This window comes from Clostridioides sp. ES-S-0006-03, assembly GCF_020662275.1.
Taxonomy (GTDB): Bacteria; Bacillota; Clostridia; order Peptostreptococcales; family Peptostreptococcaceae; genus Clostridioides.
The window spans coordinates 52,056-70,240 of the sequence record NZ_JADGMM010000009.1 but is presented as its reverse complement, the minus strand read 5'-3'; the positions used below and the strand labels follow the sequence as shown (position 1 = coordinate 70,240).

Sequence of the window (18,185 nt, the reverse complement as noted above, 5' to 3'; positions counted from 1 at the left end):
ATTCTTACTACCTTAAGAACAGGGTATTTTATTCTTTAATATATTTAACAATAACTTTTTATCTTATTGATAATACCTATTTTCACTTTTCTGCTTGATTATAGCAAAAACAATATTTAAAATAAATTTTAATTATAATCACTTTCAACAAAATTATTAGAATAATTTTCAAATCTGAATAGCCTAATATAATAACCTTACTTAATTGGCATTTGAAATATTCGATTTACATTACATCTAACTTTATTAGCAGTTATATAATCATATTCAGTGCCATTCTCAATAAAATTTTGTATCTTATCTAATACTTGTATTGCTCTCTCTTTACTTTCATAACATCCTATCTTCCTAGTATTATACATATCTTCAAATGTTACATATATTTGATTATCATTTATTTCAATTTTACTAACTTTCATTAAATTAGTTTTATCCTGGCTTCTAATTATTATCATTTCAAATTCTCCAATATATTTAATTTATTTTTAAGTCATTTCCTTGTTATATACTATTTTGACATAATTAAAACTTTTACCATTACATATTTATATACCATCTTTCTCTTTTGAGAGTTTCTTTAATCCTAAAAGCCTTGCTAATTAGTTCTCTTTTTTATTTCCATAATAAATCATTTGTTGATTATTCCAACATCATTATACAATCTATTTCACTTAGTAAAACTTATCCTTACCACCCTTTCCATGTTGATTTATACATTTGGTAATTGTATTAATAAAAATTTTTATTCAAATCATTTGTATATTAAATCATTTATATCAAAACTCAATATTTTGCAACATATATATCTCTTTTCTATAAACTTATTTTTATATTTTCTTCAAATAAATGTATTATAGGATTTATTTTTAATAATTTCATTATTTTTTTTATAGCATCATTTTTAATTTTGATTTGCTTCCATTCAACATATCACCCTTCCATAAATTACCATTTGTATAATTTATATTATATATATACAAACGGTAATTATCAATCTTTTTTCTTATCTTTTTTCTTTTTTTATATATTTTTGGTAATTTTATTTTACTTTTCAGCAAAATAACTTATAATTTCGGTAAGGAGTGATGTACATATGGAAAGTTTAGGAGATAGAATAGCAAAGCTAAGAAAAGAGTTGAATATAAATCAAAAGGAACTTGCTACTAAAGTTGGTATAACTGAAGCTAGTTTATCACGTTATGAAAATAATCTGCGAGAACCTAAAAGTGAAATAATAGTAAGATTAGCAAAATCACTGAAGACATCTACAGATTATTTATTAGGTATAAATGAAAATACAAAAATAAATAGAGAAGACAAATTAATAATAGAAAGTTTATCAGTTAGTGAAAAAACAAAGCAGCTTTTAGAAAAGATATATTCACTTGAAGAAGAAGATAGAGAGGCTATAGAAAAAATGATTGATAATGCTTATATAAAGAGATTTTTAAAAGAAGAGAATTAGTTCTCTTCTTTTACTTTTTCCAATATTTCTAATAACAGTTCATAAAAATCAATATCTACACTCAATAAAAAATCTAATTTAATTCCTGTGTCTTTAATTTTTTCCTTTCTTATAATAGTAGTATTTGATTTTTCCACATACACCATCCCCCAGCGAACCTATGTTCTTAATTTTATTCAAAGATTCCCAACAAATTTTTAATAAAAATTATGTAATTATGATTTTTTCATTTCATAAAATATTTTTCTCTTATCCAAAATTTTCTTGGATAATTATCTTAACTATATAATAATACTTTTATTCTACAGATGCAATAAAAAACTCGTAATTATAACAAAAAAATCTATTATTGTAGAATTTTGTATATTTTTTATGTTTTTATATATTTTTTAAGATAATTCTTATTATAAAATTTTGTATAAATATATAAATTTTTATGTTTATTTAATCTACTTTTTAGTACTTGATAAAGTATAAAAAATACTGATAATTATAGTTTACTAACTATCATTATCAGTATTTTTTTACCATTTATAAACATAATTAAAATCCACTTTCTAAAGAGGCTAGATTTACCTGACTACACTTCAAATTTTTCTCACAAAATACTATTTATCTTTTATTTATGTTATTCACTTTATATTTGTGTAGTAAAATTTATTTAGCTTGAAACTATTTTTATTATTGAGAGTTTAAGTTTTCATAACTTAATTATTGGAACTTAATTATTAATGAAAATAAAGTTAATTTTCATTATAAGTATTATCTTTTCAATATGTACTTACTATATAATTCTATTATTTATTTTCACTTTCCAGTTTTAATAAATAATCCTTTGTTTTTATTCCGCCCAAATAACCTCTTAAACTTCCATTAGAACCAATAAGCCTATGGCAAGGTATAAAAATAGAAATAGGATTTTTACTATTGGCCAACCCCACTGCTCTATATGATTTAGGTCTATTGATTGTATTCGCTAATTCTAGATAAGTTCTTGTTTCTCCATATGGAATTTTACAAAGTTCACTCCACACTTGTTTACTAAACTCACTTCCTGATGGATGTAATGGTAAATCAAATTTTTTTCTATCACCATTTAGATATTCACTTAGTTGTTTATTTGCATCTTTTATAATTTTAGTCTCTTTAACTGTATATTTTTCACAAGATAATTCTTGTATCCCAAAGAATAAATCTGTAATGTAATTATTTTCTTCTGATATTCCTATTTTCCCAATTTTAGTTTCATAGTAAAATATATTTTTCATTGAGCACTATATCCTTCCATATTTATTTTTATCTTCAGTTATGATTAATAGTTTTACTTATTTATATCATATATTTTATCAACTTTTAATAAAAAAACTTTACTCTGTTTAAAAATATTTGTTTTATATAAAATCAATTAATACCCTATATTATATAAATAATAAAACTAATTATATCTTCCTTATTAAAATCATAAATATATAAATTAATTAACATTAATGAACAAGAAAGTCAGTAGAGCATGATGTATCAAACCATACATTTTGCTCTACTGACTTTTTATTACTTAACTAAAACTTCAATATTTTCATCTTGCCCATCTATAACTATAGTACATCCATTATATATATCTCCAGCAATAAGTTTTCTTGCAATTATAGTTTCTAATGTATTTCCTATATATCTCTTAAGAGGTCTTGCACCATACACAGGGTCATAACCTTCTCTCACCATTACATCTTTAGCTGAATCTGTAACCTCAATAGAAATATCTTTTTCTTTTAATCTATTTTTTAAATCTTCCATAAATATGTCTATAATTTTCTTGATATTATCTTGGTCTAAAGGTTTAAACATTATAATATCATCTACTCTATTTAGAAATTCAGGTTTAAATCTATGCTTCATCTCATTCATTACAAGACTGTTAGTAGTATCTGTTATATTTCCACCTGCTTCTAATAAATAATTACTTCCTATATTAGAGGTCATTATTATAAGAGTATTTTTGAAGTCTACAGTCTTACCTTTATTATCAGTAAGTCTACCATCATCTAATATTTGTAAAAACATATTAAATACATCTTCATGTGCTTTTTCTATCTCATCAAATAATATTACAGAATAAGGTGCACGTCTAACTGCTTCTGTAAGTTGTCCGCCCTCTTCATATCCTACATATCCTGGAGGAGGTCCTACTAATCTTGATACAGCATGTTTTTCCATATATTCAGACATGTCAATTCTAATTATATTGTCTTCACTATCAAATAAATTTCTAGCAAGAGTTTTTGCAAGTTCAGTTTTTCCAACTCCTGTAGGCCCTAAGAATATAAATGAACCAATTGGTTTTCTTTCATCTTTTAGGCCAGCTCTTGCACGTATTACTGCATTTGAAACTGCTGTAACAGCTTCATTCTGTCCAATAACTCTCTCATGAAGTTCATCTTCTAGCTTAAGTAGCTTTTCTCTTTCACCTTCGACTAATTTAGTTACTGGTATACCTGTCCACTTTGATACAATATTAGATATTTCTTCTTCTGTAACTTCTTCTTTTAAAAGTGAGTTTTCAGAACCATCATTCATACTTTCTTCATATTTCTTTATTTGCTCTTCTAATTTAGGTATTTCACCATATTTAACCTCTGCTGCTTTGTTAAAATCATATTCTCTTTCGTACTTTTCAGCTTTTCCTTTAGCTTCATCTAATTGAGATTTTAAATTTTTGATATCTAGTATTTGACTCTTCTCTTTTTCATATTTAGCAGTCATTTCATCATTTTTAGATTTTAACTCTGCTATTTCCTTTTGAATATCTTCTAATCTTGTCTTACTCTTATCATCATTTTCTTTAAGCAAAGCTTCTCTCTCAGTTTCTAGTGTAAATAATTTTCTTCTAACCACATCTAATTCTGTTGGCAATGAATCTATTTCACTACGAATCATAGCTCCAGCTTCATCTATTAAATCTATTGCTTTATCTGGTAAAAATCTATCTTGTATATATCTATGAGAAAGTTTTGCTGCTGCTACAATAGCATTATCATGAATTCTTACTCCATGATGTATCTCAAATCTTTCTTTAAGTCCTCTAAGTATAGATATTGTATCTTCAACAGTAGGTTCTTCTGCAATTACAGGTTGGAAACGTCTTTCAAGGGCTTTATCTTTTTCTATATATTTTCTGTACTCATCAAAAGTAGTTGCACCAATACAATTTAACTCTCCTCTTGCAAGCATAGGCTTAATCAGGTTACCTGCATCCATTGAGCCTTCTGTTTTACCAGCACCAACTATAGTATGAATCTCATCTATAAATAGAATGATTTTTCCATCAGAACTTTGAACTTCTTTTAAGACAGCCTTTAATCTTTCTTCAAATTCTCCTCTATATTTTGCACCAGCAATCAATGCGCCCATATCAAGAGAAAATACTATTTTATCTTTTAATCCTTCTGGTACATCTCCTCTTACTATTCTCTCTGCTAAGCCTTCAACTATCGCAGTTTTACCTACACCTGGTTCACCAATTAATACAGGGTTATTTTTTGTTCTTCTTGATAAAATTCTTATAATTCTTCTTATTTCTTCATCTCTTCCAATTACAGGATCTAATTTATTTTTTTTAGCTAAATCTACTAAATTTGTTCCATATCTAGCAAGTGCATCATATGTTCCTTCTGGGTCTTGTGTTTCTACCCTTTGACTACCTCTAACTTGTGATAAAACATTTAAAAAATCATTTTTATTTATATTATATTGTTTCAATATTTTACCAACAACTGATTTTGATTCTGTTTCCATCATTGCAAGCATAACATGTTCAACACTTATATATGAATCTTTAAATTCTTTAGAAATACTTTCTGCTTTTATAAGTACTTCATTTATTTTTCTAGTAGCTGACACTCCTTGTGAATCTGCTCCTTCTCCATATACTTTTGGAAGTTTATCCATTTCAAAGTTTACAGTATTTCTTAAAGAATCTATTGATATATTCATCTTTTCTACTATATTTGGTATTAATCCATCTTCTTGATTAATAAGTGCTGAAAAAAGATGAATTACATCTACTTGTTGGTTATGATTTTTTACTGCTTCATTATAAGCCTCATTTAAACTTTTTTGAACTCTTAAAGTCATTTTTTCTACGTCCATATAAATCCCTCCATTTTAATATTATATCCAAATAAATTAAATTCTCTCATTTATGATTATTGATTTTCTAAGCTCTAAAAGACTATCAAGCAAACTTTCATTTTTTTGTATGTCAAAACTTAATGTCAGATTAAAGGTTCCATCTGAATTAAAAAAATCAAACACTTCTTTTGATTTTGCTCTTAGATATAAATCTTCATCTATAAGTCTTTTTTCACCTATTAACAAATATTGGCACTTATCTATAAAACTCTTTCTAAAATCAATAGTATATAGATTTTCTAAAAGATTATATTGGTAAATTGCAATATTATTAAACACTTTTAATAAATTTGAATTTACAAAATTGTAAATTTGATTATCGTTATACAGTGATATTTGTTCATATATATACTCTCTAAATAAAGGATGAATGTTTTGTTTAAGTTTCAAAGTAACTTCAGCTGGTATTTCAAAATACAACTTCCAGTATTCAGAATTATTTTTTTCTAATATAAATGCTACTCTGTTTAAACTAGTGGGGCTAATCTCTTTTAATGTACATTCAAAATTATAATATCTCAAACTAGTTTCTTCATTTTCAAATACATAATCAAACCACTGTAGAACATTTCTATCAAGTTTTAAACTCATATAAAAACCTTCTTCCTTATTTACTAACCTTATTAGGTCTTTTTATCTGATTATATTCTTCTAGTAAACTTTCTTTATCAGCTTTATTTCCTTTATATGCTATATGTGGATTTATCATATACTCACCATTTTTTACTTTCTGTAAAAAATCTAATTTTTTTAGTTCTGTAAACAATGAAGACAAGGAAGTCTTTGGATATTCAAATTCGCAAGATAATTCATGTAGTGTTTTCCTAATCTTATTATTTTTATCCATAGAATTTATTAATTTTATTGGAATTAAATCTCTTTTAGTATACATTCCTTCTGCCACTTTGATATAATTTTTAAAGCAAACATTCATATATTTACTTTTGTTCATAACCAAATTTCTACTTTCTGTGTATTCTTGATTTAAATCTTTTTTTAATGCCTTATCTAAATTAAATATCTCTTCTCACTCTCCTTATCTCTAATTGATAATATAAATATATTACAAAAAAATATGTATGTCAAAAACAAAAATAACAAAAGTTTATCTATAAACTAAACTTTTGTTTATCTATAAGCTAAACTTTATTGTTTTTTAAAATCAGTATTTTCAATTTATTGGTAAGATTTTTGAATAATATTTGTAAATTTTTTTTAAAAATTTTAATATGCTCAGTAAAATAATCTTTTCTACAGAGTAAAACCACTAAACACATAATATTTCCAATTATTTTTTTGTAAGTTTACTTGACATAGTATATATATATTTATATAATGTATATATACTATATATACAATTTAAGGAGGTGTTTAATTGAATATAGTTATTAGTAATTCAAGTGGCAAGCCAATATACGAACAAATTACTACACAAATTAAAAGTATGATTATAAGTGGAGAGTTGCCAGAAGGTACTGCTCTTCCAAGTATGAGATTATTAGCAAAAGAACTTAGAATAAGTGTAATTACTACAAAACGAGCATATAGTGATTTAGAACATGATGGATTTATTGAAACAGTTACTGGTAAAGGTAGTTTCGTATCTGGAAAAAATATGGATTTTGTTAAAGAAGAACAACTTCGTTTAATCGAAGAATACCTACAAAAAGCAGTTGATACAGCTCAAAGTAGTGGCATTACATATAATGAGTTACAAGATATTTTACTTTTATTATATAAGGGAGAATGATAATTATGGACGCAATAACTATAAAAAACCTAAACAAAGTTTACAAAAATTTTGCATTACAAGATGTATCTTTTTCAGTACCAAAAGGCTCTATAATGGGATTTGTAGGTGAAAATGGTGCAGGAAAAACTACTACACTAAAATCAATTTTAAATTTAATATCTTATGATAGTGGAAATATTGAAATCTTTGGCCTTGATAACATAAAAAATGAAAAAGAAATCAAAGAACAAATTGGTGTCGTATTTGAAGGAAGCAACTTTCATGAGAATTTAAATACAAATAATATCTCAAAAATTATGAGCCATATCTATAAAAACTGGGATGATAGACTATTTAAAGAATATTTAAAACAACTAAGAGTTCCAAATAATAAACTAATTAAAGAATTTTCAAAAGGTAATAAAATGAAACTTAGTATTGCTGTAGCTTTATCTCATAAACCAAAGTTATTAATATTAGATGAAGCAACTAGTTCACTTGACCCTATTGTAAGAGAAGAAATATTGGATATATTCTTAGATTTTATACAAGATGAAGAACATTCTATTATTTTATCTTCACATATTACAAGTGATTTAGACAAAATAGCAGATTATATTACATTTATACATAAGGGGAAAATTGTATTTAGCGAAAGCAAAGATGAATTAATCGATACTATGGGTATCTTAAAATGTAATTCTAATGATTTTGCTAAACTTACAAATGAAGATTATTTATATTATCGTAAAAGCCAGTTTGGATATGAAGTACTACTTAAAGATAAGTATAAATTTATTACAAAACATCCAAACCTTATAGTTGATAATACATCAATTGAAGAAATTATGTTATTTTATGTAAGAGGTGATAAATAATGAAGGGACTAATTTTAAAAGACTTACTTAATTTAAAAAGCAATATAAAATTTCTAATTTTATTTATGATTGTATTTGGATATATCTCTTCTGTTGGAGATGGAAATAACAGTAGTTTTATAGGTGTTATTATAGTTTTATGTACAACAATGATTGTTTCAACATTTTCATATGATGATTTAAATAAATGGGATAGCTATGTACTTACAATGCCTATCAAACGTGACACTATTGTATTAAGTAAATATTTAACTATGTTAATATTTAGCTTTATAGGTGTATTTTTTTCACTTATTATTAGCATTGTTAATGGATATTTTAAAAATACACTTGTTTTAGATGATACTTTAGTTATTACAGGATTAATTTTATCAATTTCAGTATGTTTTGCTAGCCTTATTTTACCACTTATTTATAAATTTGGTACAGAAAAAGCTCGTTTATTAATGATTGCATGCTTTTTACTTCCTACTGCTGCAATATTAGGATTTAAAAGTCTTTTGGAAAGATTTAATTCAAGTATTTCTATTGAAATTATACTTAATACTTTAGTTTATTCTCTTCCATTTATTGCGATTTTATTATTTGTAATTTCATATTTTATTTCTACAAAAATTTATTGTAAAAAAGAAGTGTAAAAGATATTAACACTAGTTTTATATTTAAGTGGTTTTATAAAAGATTTTATAAAAATACTATCAGGGTAAAATTTGATAGTATTTTTGTTTTTTATGAATTTATTTCTACTAGGATTTTTATTTTTTTATTATTTATTTATTCAGTAACATCCTATTATTTTCTAAATATACTGATATAATATAATTATCTGATAAATTTAGTTGACAATTATATTTTTAGGAGGGTACACATGTTAGGACAAAGATGTATGGATTATTTACAAACATTAGGAAAAATAAGTTCAACAACAACAGGACTTACAAGACTTATATTAACTGATGAGCATAAAAAATCGATTGAATTAATAAGTTCTTGGATGAAAAATTTGAATCTTGATATTGAAATTGACGATATTGGAAATATTATAGGTACATATAAATCTAATTTCTTAAACGCACCTACATTAGTAGTTGCATCTCATCAAGATAGTGTAAAATGTGGAGGTATATTTGATGGAATGCTAGGAATAATTGTTCCTCTAATTGGACTTGAAGAATCTATAAATAATAATAAGTCTTATCCATTTAATATTAAATTAGTTGCATTCGCTGAGGAAGAAGGAACAAGATTTGAAACATCTCTAATGGGAAGTAAAGTTTTTGCTGGTACTTTTAAAGAGGAACTACTCAAATCTGTTGATGAAAATGGAATCACGCTTGAAGAAGCTGTAACAAAATTTGGATTTGATACTAAAAATTTAATAAATTTACACCCTAGAAAAGATATTGATGCTTATTTAGAATTCCATATCGAACAGGGACCTGTCTTAGAAAACAATGCTCTTCCTGCTGGTATTGTTTCAAGTATTACAGGATTTAAGAGTTTTAAAATATCAGTAAATGGCAAATCTGGCCATGCTGGAACACTCCCAATGGATATGCGATTTGATGCTGGATGTTGTGCTTGTGAATGTGTATTATCAATTGAAAATATAGCTAAGATAACGCCTGATTTAGTTGCTACAGTTGGAAAGATGAATTTCTATCCATCATCATCAAATGTAGTTCCTGAAAGGGTTGATTTTACTCTTGACGTCCGCTCATGTTCACAAGAAACTCTTGATACTTCAGTAATAAAAATATTTGATGAAATAACTCGCATATGTCAAAATAGAAAACTTAATTATACAAGTGAACTCTCTTTTGAAAATGTTCCTGTACCATGTTCTGATAAAATGACAAAAGTTATAGAAAAAAGTTTTGTGGATTTAAATCTCAACCCATTTTATATTTATAGTGGCGCTGGTCATGATGCTCAAGAAATGGATAATATAACTGATATAGGCATGGTATTTATAAGATGTACTGAAGGCATAAGTCATAATCCTAATGAAAATGTTACTGTGAATGATTTAGATATTGCAGTAAAAATATTTTTAAAAATACTAGATAATCTTAATCTAAAATAATTTTACAATAATACTCTTCATTCTGATGTATAAAAAAAGAAAATAAACATGAAAAAGGTAGCAACTAACTCTAATTGCTACCTTCTAATTCTATTTATATAAAAGTTGATTTCTCATCAATAATATCACATCTATCATTTCCATTAGATATATGTCTTACTTATAATTATACATTCTATTCGTAATTATCTCATTTTAAATAATATATATTATACAGTAAATATTTTTCTAATAATGACAATAAATATTCAAATTATTTTTAATATCTCCATTGATTTTTATCTATTTACCTTAAAAATATAAAGGATACCAAAGCTGATATCCCTTATAAATGTTATATATTCATTTTTTATTATAGTTCCAATTTAATATTCAACTTAACTCATAGAGTTAGAAAATTCCTCTCCTGCTGTAACAAGATTAGATAATAATACATCAGCCAGTGCATCATTAGCTGAACTTATTATCCATTTATTATCTTTCTTAGTACATTCAAACTCTACAGTTTTTGTTACAAAAGTTTCTTCAACACTTTTTTGCTTTTCTTTCATAATTGACACTAACATTTCAGTTGTTTTCTCATCTGTTAAATCTTGACCTGAAAAACTCATGCCAAGCATCTTTGTAAATGCTTCAGCCACTATTTCTTTAAGTAATGGTGTTGAATCTACAAACTTACACTCTACTTGAATTTTTGCATTATTATCTTTAATCTCACTGTCTTTTATTGTGTATGTTATTTTAGATGCATTATGTTTTAGATAATCTAAAACATACTGTGTACTTGGGTCTTCTGTTTCTAATTCTTTTAGTATATCCTTATATTTTTCATCATTATTTTCCATAGCTTTGTTCATACCTTCAAAGTCAAATTTCTTTGCACTACTAAAAAAATTATTGATTGTATCTTCTGGTTTTGCACTTGAACATGCTGTCAAAGATATTGCTAATAAAAAAGTTGTTAAAAGTAATATGATTTTTTTCATATCTCAAATCCTCCCTCTTAATTTGTTGATACATAAATTATTTTAACATATAATGAGGATTTTTAATAATATATTTAGAATATTTATGACTTTTATCAAAACATAAATCTAGATTAAAAAATATTTATATTAAATTATTATTCATATTTACATCAGTCATAGTAGAAACCATAACAGCCTTTATAGTATGCATTCTATTTTCTGCCTCTTCAAATACTTTTGAATACTTGGAATTAAATACCTCGTCAGTAACCTCTAATTCTGATAATCCAAACTTTTCATAAATTTCTTGACCAACTTTAGTTTCTAAATCATGAAAAGCTGGAAGACAATGTAAAAATATAACATTTTCATTTTCAGTTTTCTTTATCATATCCATATTCACTTGATAATCTTTAAGTTGATTTATTCTCGCTTCATATTGTTCTTCTTCTCCCATAGAAACCCATACATCTGTATATATAACATCAGCACCCTTTACATCATCAATATTTTCAGTTAACAATATATCTCCTTTAGACTTTTTAGCTATTTCTTTCATATCTTCAACTAACTTTTCATTTGGCCAAAGTTCTTTAGGAGCAAGCGCTACAAAATGAATTCCCATTTTAGCACATCCTATCATCAATGAGTTACCCATATTATTTCTAGCATCCCCAACATAAACAAATTTAACTTTATTTAAATCTTTATCTACATTTTCAATTACTGTTAGAAAATCTGCAAGTATTTGAGTTGGGTGATATTCATCTGTAAGGCCATTCCAAACAGGTACTCCAGAGTATTTTGCTAAACTTTCAACTGTTTCCTGTTTAAATCCTCTAAATTCTATACCATCATAAAATCTTCCTAAAACTTTTGCTGTATCGGATACAGATTCTTTTTTACCCATATGGCAGTCATTGGGTCCTAGATAAGTTACATGAGCACCTTCATCATGAGCAGCCACCTCAAACGAACATCTAGTTCTTGTTGATGTCTTCTCAAACAATAATGCTATATTTTTACCTTGCAATAAATCTCCTTTTATACCAACCTTCTTCTTAGTTTTTAAATAACTAGATAAAGTTAATAAATATCTAATTTCCTCTTTTGTAAAATCCTTTAATGTTAAAAAACTCTTTCCTTTTAAACTTATATTATTCATATTGATTTTCCCCTTTTTGTAAATTTATTTAAATGCTATAAAATTTTTAGTTTCATATATTTTTATCTACTCTAATTCTCACCCTAACAATGAATCTTTTAATAACTTAATTATCTTCTAGTAATATATCTTTTAAAATTTCAAGAGCTTCATTTATCTCCTTGTAGCTAATAGTTAAAGGTGGTAAAAATCTAAGTACATTCTTTCCAGCAGTCAAAATAAGTAATCCTTTTTTTCTAGCTTTTTCTTCTATAGTGCTAGATTCAATAGTAGTTTCGATTCCTATCATCAAGCCCATACCTTTTGTCTTTACTACGATTGTACTATTAAAATTTTCAATAGATTTTCTTATATAATCTCCTTTTTCTAACACATCTTCATAAAATCCTTCTTTAGATATTTCATCTAACACAACAGAAGTTGCCACCATAGCTAATAAATTCCCTCCAAATGTTGTACCTTGGTCTCCTTTTCCTAAAACTTTTGAAAATTTTTCATTTACTAATACTCCTCCTATTGGTATCCCTGCGCCTAAACCTTTTGCAATTGTAACAATATCTGGTTTTACATCAAAATATTCATATCCAAAAAGTTTCCCCGTTCTTGCTATGCCACATTGAACTTCATCAAATATTACTGCTATGTCTTTTTCTTTACATATTTTTACAAGTTCTAAAATATAATCTTTTTCAAGAACATTAACTCCACCTTCACCTTGAACTGCTTCAAGAATTACTGCACAAACAGTTGAATCAATATTATTTTTAAAATCTTCAATATCGTTTTTTTCTACATATTTAAATCCTTCGGGAAGTGGATAAAAATATTTATGGTACTTATCCATACCAGTTGCCATCAAAGACATCATTGTTCTACCATGAAAAGAATCCTTTAAACTTATGATTGTCCCTCTTCCTTCACCATATTTATCACTACTGTACTTTCTTGCTATTTTAAAAGCAGTTTCATTTGCTTCTGTTCCAGAGTTACAAAAATATACTTTATCCAATCCACTTATATTAATTATTTTTTCTCCTACAGACAATACTGGACCATTGAAATATAAGTTTGATGTATGTAATAATTTATCCACTTGCTCCTTTAAAGCAGTTTTTAAATTATTATTACTATATCCAAGAGAAGACACTCCGTATCCGCTTGTAAAATCTATATATTTATTGCCTTTAGTATCAAAAAAGCAACTACCTTCGCCATAATCTATAATAAAATCAGGTTGGCTATATGTATTTATGAAATATTCCTCCCATTTTGAAACTATATTATTGTTATTTATCTTCATTTTTATCATCCTCACTTAAGTTATAATCTTTTTTATATTTAACTTATTTTCTTATTCATTTTCTTTTCTTATTAATGTGCCTATTCCACTATCAGTAAATAACTCTGTTATTATAGAATGAGGAACTCTTCCATCTAAAATATGAACTCTATTTACCCCATTATTCAAAGCGTCTACACATCCATGTATCTTAGGTATCATGCCACCAGTAATTATACCTTCATCAAATAGCTTATCAACATCATCTAGTATAACTTCTGTTATCAATGACTTTTCTTCATCTGGATCTCTTAAAAGACCTGGCACATCAGTAAGAAGTATCAGCTTATCTGCATTTAATTCTTTAGCTATAGCTGATGCTGCTGTATCTCCATTTATATTATAGGTCTCACCATCTTCTCCTACTCCAATAGTTGCAATTACTGAAATATAGCCTGATTTCAAGCAAGATTCTATAAGTTCAACATTTACTTTCTTTATTTCTCCAACAAATCCTAGTTCATAATTTTTATATGGGTCACATAAAATCATATTATTATCTATCCCACAAAGCCCTACTGCTCTTCCGCCTTTTGTATGTATCTTGTTTACTAAGTCTTTATTTACCTTTCCAGCTAAGACCATTTTTACAATTTCCATAGTTTCTTCATCTGTATATCTAAGCCCATTTACAAATTTACTTTCTATATCTACTTTAGCAAGCATTTTATTGATTTCTGCTCCTCCACCATGTACTAAAACTATATTTATTCCAACATAACTCATAAGTACAAGGTCTTCCATAACAGACTCTTTTAAACCATCTTTTTTCATTGCACTTCCACCATACTTAACTACAATAGTTTTGCCTTGATGCTTTTCTATATATGGTAAAGCTTCTATCAGTGTATTTGCTTTTTCTATATCAATCATTAAGCATTTCCTCCTAGTTTCTATAACTTCCATTTATTCTTACATAATCATAACTTAAATCACATCCCCATGCATTTCCTCTAGCATTTCCCATGTTCAAATCTACTAATATACTTATTTCATCATCTTCAAGAATTTTTTTCGCTTTTTCTTCATTAAAATCCAACCCATTTCCCTGTTTACATACTTCTATATATCCTTTCATGCTTTCAAAAATAATATCTACTTTTTCCATATCTATTTCTTCACCCGCATATCCTAAAGCACACAATATTCTTCCCCAATTTGCATCAGCTCCAAATACAGCTGTCTTTACCAAGGAAGAAGATATAACTGTTTTTGCTAACTTTACTGCATGTTCTTCACTTAGTGCTCCATTTATATAGCATTCAATTAATTTTGTACATCCTTCTCCATCTTTAGCAACAAGTTTAGCAAGTTCTATACAAACATATGTAAGCGCACTTAAAAATACTTGATAATGTTCATCTTTTTCATCCATTCTCTCATTTTTCGCTTTTCCATTTGCCAAAATCATTACCATATCATTAGTACTTGTATCTCCATCTACACTAACTCTATTAAAACTTTTATCAACTGCACTTTTTAGAGCTTCTTTTAAGAGAACGCTATCGATATTTGCATCTGTCGTTATAAATCCCAATGTTGTTGCCATATTAGGATGTATCATTCCTGAACCTTTTGCCATACCTCCAATAGTTATTTTTTTATCTCCATACATTATTGCTACTGCTATTTCTTTCTTTATAATGTCAGTTGTCATAATTGCTTCTCTTGCTCCAATATGACCTTGTTTACTGAGATTACTTACTAACTCATCCATATTTTTTTCTATTAAATCTATATTTAGTGGTTTTCCTATAACACCAGTAGATGCAACCAAAACATCATCTTCTTTAATATTTAATTTTTCACTAGTAAATTTAGCCATTTTATATGCGTTTATAAGACCTTCTTTTCCATTAAATGTGTTAGCATTAGCACTATTGACTATAATCGCTTGTGCTTTTCCATTTTTAATATGCTCCTGTGTTACATAAACTGGATTTCCTTTAACTTTATTTTGAGTAACTACTGCTGCTGCATCACATAAAATATCTGAATAAACTAAAGCTAAGTCCCTCTTTTCTTTATTTTTTCTTAAGCCACAGTGAATTCCTGAAGCAACAAACCCTTCTGGAACTGTAACTCCACCTTTTATAATCTCCATTTTTATCCTCCTAATTATATGAGTTTAGTATTTTTCTATTCCTAAAATGCTGGTGCAATATGCTTTAAGCCTGTAGTCTCCTCAATTCCAAACATTATATTCATATTTTGTACGGCTTGCCCTGCTGCCCCTTTAATCATGTTGTCTATAGTTGAACAGATTATTAATGTATCTTTATTTTCATGTACTGATATTACACATTTATTTGAATATACAACATTTTTTAAAGAGGTTATCTTATCTAATGGGAGTATTTCTACAAATTTTTTATATTCATAATAATCAGTTAATTTTTTATGTATATCACCTATAGATACATTATCTTCTTTTATGCAGTATATAGTTGATAGTATCCCTCTATTTACTGGAATTAGATTTGGTGTAAAAACTACATCTACATCTTCTTTATACGCTTCACTTAGATTTTGTTCTATTTCTGGAGTATGTCTATGTTTTCCTATTTTATATGCAGTTATATTCTCATTAACTTCTGTAAAATGACTACTTGTTGATAACTCTCTACCAGCTCCTGTAAGACCTGATTTAGAATCAATTATTATATTATTATTTTTTATTAATTTAGAACTTAATAATGGCATCAATGGTAAAGAAATACTAGTAGGATAACATCCTGGATTTGCAACTATATCAGCACTTTTTATATCTTCTTGATATATCTCACTTAATCCATATACAGCTTTTTTGTGCAAAATTGTATCTATAAAAGATACTCCATACCATTTACTATATATTTTTTCATCTTTTATTCTGAAATCAGCACCTAAATCTATGACTTTCTTTTTAGATTCAATTGCTTTTATTGCAAACTTTTCACTTACACCATGTGGAAGAGCAGTAAATACAACATCACACATATCAATTACTTTTTCGTTTTCTATACATGTCATACTGTTTTCATAACCTATACTTGGGTATATATCAACTATGTTTTTGCCAATGTATGAATTTGAACCTATAGCTGTAACTTCTACTCCTTCATGATTTATTAGTAATCTTAGTAATTCTACACCAACATATCCAGTTGCTCCAATAATTCCAGCTTTTATTTTGCTCATTTTATTTCCTCCGTTTTATAATTATTTTAAGAATATTTCGAATTATTTTTTTAAATTAATATTATTATTTAATAATCATTTGATAATATATAAGTTTAAAACTATCTAACTAACAATAAAAAGCCCCTTAGCATTATAATGCTAAGAGGCGAATTTCCGCGGTACCACTCTTATTGGTAAAATTACAATTATAATAATTCTTATGAATTAAAAAGTATTTGCAAATGTATATTTAAAATTAAAAAAGCCTCTTGGTCAAAGACCAAGAGACGAATATACACCCGCGTTACCACTCTAATTGATAAGATAATCTTACCCACTCTAATCTCTTAAGGCGAGACTCACCAATTACCATACTACTAATTCTGGTAACTTCCTCCAAAGCTCTATTCACAATAAAATTCATTACTAGGCTTCCACCATCCCTAGCTCTCTATCAAATCCTTTTATGCTACTTTCTTTTTCATAGGATTTCAATTTCTTTTCTTGTTGTTTTATATAATAATTTATTTTTAGTAGTTTGTCAATATTATTTATAAATTTTTGGAAATTTTTTCTAGGTTGTTAATTTCCACCATTTTGTATCCGAGTTACGATATAACTTAAAACCACATCTTAATAAAACATTTTGTGAATCTGTATTGTAAGCATCAGTTTCAGCTATCACAGAAGAAACATTTGGTTGACTTAATCCCCAGCTACATATCTTTTTAATAGCTTCTGTCATATATCCTTGTTTTTTATAATCCTCACCTAATCCATAACCAATCTCAATTTCACCATAAGAATTTGGCACATCTTTAAAATCGGCTAATCCTATAATTGTACGGTTTTCATTTAACATAATAAACCAAAATGTATAAAACAATATATTTTTTTCATCTTTTTTAGCAATATTTAATTGTCCTTTTACAATATCATAAAAAAAACCAGTCATTGGTTCTGCACAATAAATGCATTCTAATTCCTTTTCTAATTCTGAATTATTGGAAGTCCAAAGTTCAAGTTGACGAAGTGATAGTGGAATTAGAGTTAATCTTTCTGTTTTTAATATCATTTTTTCTCCTTTTAAGAGAAAGACTAAAATTGTTATCAAAGAATTCTTAATCATACACAACAATCGTCTTTCTGCTGATTTTCTTTTTAATCTGATAAAAGCTCATCTATCACATGAAATTTCATTT

General features: G+C 26.7%; 18 protein-coding genes and 1 other annotated feature. Of the genes, 5 read left to right on the top strand and 13 right to left on the bottom strand.

Going from position 1 to position 18,185, the window contains the following annotated elements:
* Window positions 1-197: 197 nt before the first annotated feature.
* The gene (locus IR151_RS13130; RefSeq protein ID WP_227435074.1) at window positions 198-455 is read right to left on the bottom strand and encodes a hypothetical protein; all 258 of its coding nucleotides are present in this window, start codon (window positions 453-455) and stop codon (window positions 198-200) included.
* Between the two features lie 638 nt (window positions 456-1,093).
* Between IR151_RS13130 and IR151_RS13125 the strand changes: the two genes are divergently transcribed.
* Window positions 1,094-1,465 carry a helix-turn-helix domain-containing protein gene (locus IR151_RS13125; RefSeq protein WP_227435072.1) on the top strand — a complete coding sequence of 124 codons (372 nt, stop codon included), beginning with the start codon at window positions 1,094-1,096 and terminating at the stop codon, window positions 1,463-1,465.
* On the opposite strand, the gene IR151_RS13120 is transcribed toward IR151_RS13125, so the two are convergent.
* From IR151_RS13120 to IR151_RS13100, 5 genes are all read right to left on the bottom strand, one after another.
* The gene (locus tag IR151_RS13120; protein ID WP_227435245.1) at window positions 1,462-1,602 is read right to left on the bottom strand and encodes a hypothetical protein; all 141 of its coding nucleotides are present in this window, start codon (window positions 1,600-1,602) and stop codon (window positions 1,462-1,464) included. The genes IR151_RS13125 and IR151_RS13120 overlap by 4 nt on opposite strands.
* Before the next feature lie 660 nt (window positions 1,603-2,262).
* A complete protein-coding gene (locus tag IR151_RS13115) occupies window positions 2,263-2,733 on the bottom strand; it encodes a methylated-DNA--[protein]-cysteine S-methyltransferase (protein ID WP_227435071.1) in 471 nt (156 codons plus the stop codon).
* Between the two features lie 283 nt (window positions 2,734-3,016).
* On the bottom strand, window positions 3,017-5,611 hold the full coding sequence (gene clpB, locus IR151_RS13110) for an ATP-dependent chaperone ClpB (protein WP_227435070.1): 2,595 nt from the start codon (window positions 5,609-5,611) through the stop codon (window positions 3,017-3,019).
* Window positions 5,612-5,647: 36 nt separating this feature from the next.
* Window positions 5,648-6,244: a hypothetical protein gene (locus IR151_RS13105; protein ID WP_227435068.1), complete on the bottom strand. Its 597-nt coding sequence runs from the start codon at window positions 6,242-6,244 to the stop codon at window positions 5,648-5,650.
* A gap of 16 nt (window positions 6,245-6,260) precedes the next feature.
* On the bottom strand, window positions 6,261-6,605 hold the full coding sequence (locus tag IR151_RS13100; RefSeq protein WP_227435067.1) for a replication/maintenance protein RepL: 345 nt from the start codon (window positions 6,603-6,605) through the stop codon (window positions 6,261-6,263).
* A gap of 423 nt (window positions 6,606-7,028) precedes the next feature.
* On the opposite strand from IR151_RS13100, the gene IR151_RS13095 reads away from it, so the two are divergent.
* The 4 genes from IR151_RS13095 to IR151_RS13080 all read left to right on the top strand — a co-directional run bounded on the left by IR151_RS13095 (window position 7,029) and on the right by IR151_RS13080 (window position 10,349).
* Window positions 7,029-7,403 (top strand): GntR family transcriptional regulator, encoded by a 375-nt coding sequence (locus tag IR151_RS13095; protein WP_227435065.1) that lies wholly within the window; start codon window positions 7,029-7,031, stop codon window positions 7,401-7,403.
* Window positions 7,400-8,263 carry an ABC transporter ATP-binding protein gene (locus IR151_RS13090; RefSeq protein ID WP_227435063.1) on the top strand — a complete coding sequence of 288 codons (864 nt, stop codon included), beginning with the start codon at window positions 7,400-7,402 and terminating at the stop codon, window positions 8,261-8,263. Before IR151_RS13095 ends, IR151_RS13090 begins: the two co-directional genes overlap by 4 nt.
* The gene (locus tag IR151_RS13085; protein WP_227435062.1) at window positions 8,263-8,901 is read left to right on the top strand and encodes an ABC-2 transporter permease; all 639 of its coding nucleotides are present in this window, start codon (window positions 8,263-8,265) and stop codon (window positions 8,899-8,901) included. The genes IR151_RS13090 and IR151_RS13085 overlap by 1 nt, the downstream gene beginning before the upstream one ends.
* Window positions 8,902-9,131: 230 nt before the next feature.
* Window positions 9,132-10,349: a M20 family metallo-hydrolase gene (locus IR151_RS13080; RefSeq protein ID WP_227435060.1), complete on the top strand. Its 1,218-nt coding sequence runs from the start codon at window positions 9,132-9,134 to the stop codon at window positions 10,347-10,349.
* Between the two features lie 377 nt (window positions 10,350-10,726).
* Here IR151_RS13080 and IR151_RS13075 read toward each other — a convergent pair whose 3' ends face one another.
* The 7 genes from IR151_RS13075 to IR151_RS13045 all read right to left on the bottom strand — a co-directional run bounded on the left by IR151_RS13075 (window position 10,727) and on the right by IR151_RS13045 (window position 18,058).
* A complete protein-coding gene (locus tag IR151_RS13075) occupies window positions 10,727-11,335 on the bottom strand; it encodes a DUF4878 domain-containing protein (RefSeq protein ID WP_227435058.1) in 609 nt (202 codons plus the stop codon).
* Window positions 11,336-11,459: 124 nt separating this feature from the next.
* Window positions 11,460-12,482 (bottom strand): ornithine carbamoyltransferase, encoded by a 1,023-nt coding sequence (gene argF / locus IR151_RS13070; RefSeq protein WP_227435057.1) that lies wholly within the window; start codon window positions 12,480-12,482, stop codon window positions 11,460-11,462.
* 106 nt (window positions 12,483-12,588) lie between these two features.
* The gene (locus IR151_RS13065; RefSeq protein ID WP_255613184.1) at window positions 12,589-13,782 is read right to left on the bottom strand and encodes an aspartate aminotransferase family protein; all 1,194 of its coding nucleotides are present in this window, start codon (window positions 13,780-13,782) and stop codon (window positions 12,589-12,591) included.
* Window positions 13,783-13,833: 51 nt separating this feature from the next.
* A complete protein-coding gene (gene argB / locus IR151_RS13060) occupies window positions 13,834-14,694 on the bottom strand; it encodes an acetylglutamate kinase (RefSeq protein ID WP_227435056.1) in 861 nt (286 codons plus the stop codon).
* Between the two features lie 13 nt (window positions 14,695-14,707).
* Window positions 14,708-15,925: a bifunctional glutamate N-acetyltransferase/amino-acid acetyltransferase ArgJ gene (gene argJ, locus IR151_RS13055; RefSeq protein ID WP_227435055.1), complete on the bottom strand. Its 1,218-nt coding sequence runs from the start codon at window positions 15,923-15,925 to the stop codon at window positions 14,708-14,710.
* A 41-nt stretch (window positions 15,926-15,966) separates the two neighbouring features.
* Entirely contained in the window at window positions 15,967-17,001 is a 1,035-nt protein-coding gene (gene argC / locus IR151_RS13050) for an N-acetyl-gamma-glutamyl-phosphate reductase (RefSeq protein WP_227435054.1), read from the bottom strand.
* 262 nt (window positions 17,002-17,263) lie between these two features.
* Window positions 17,264-17,477, bottom strand: a binding site (T-box leader).
* 80 nt (window positions 17,478-17,557) lie between these two features.
* Window positions 17,558-18,058, bottom strand: a complete 501-nt coding sequence (locus IR151_RS13045) for a GNAT family N-acetyltransferase (protein ID WP_227435052.1) — start codon at window positions 18,056-18,058, stop codon at window positions 17,558-17,560.
* Window positions 18,059-18,185: the final 127 nt, after the last annotated feature.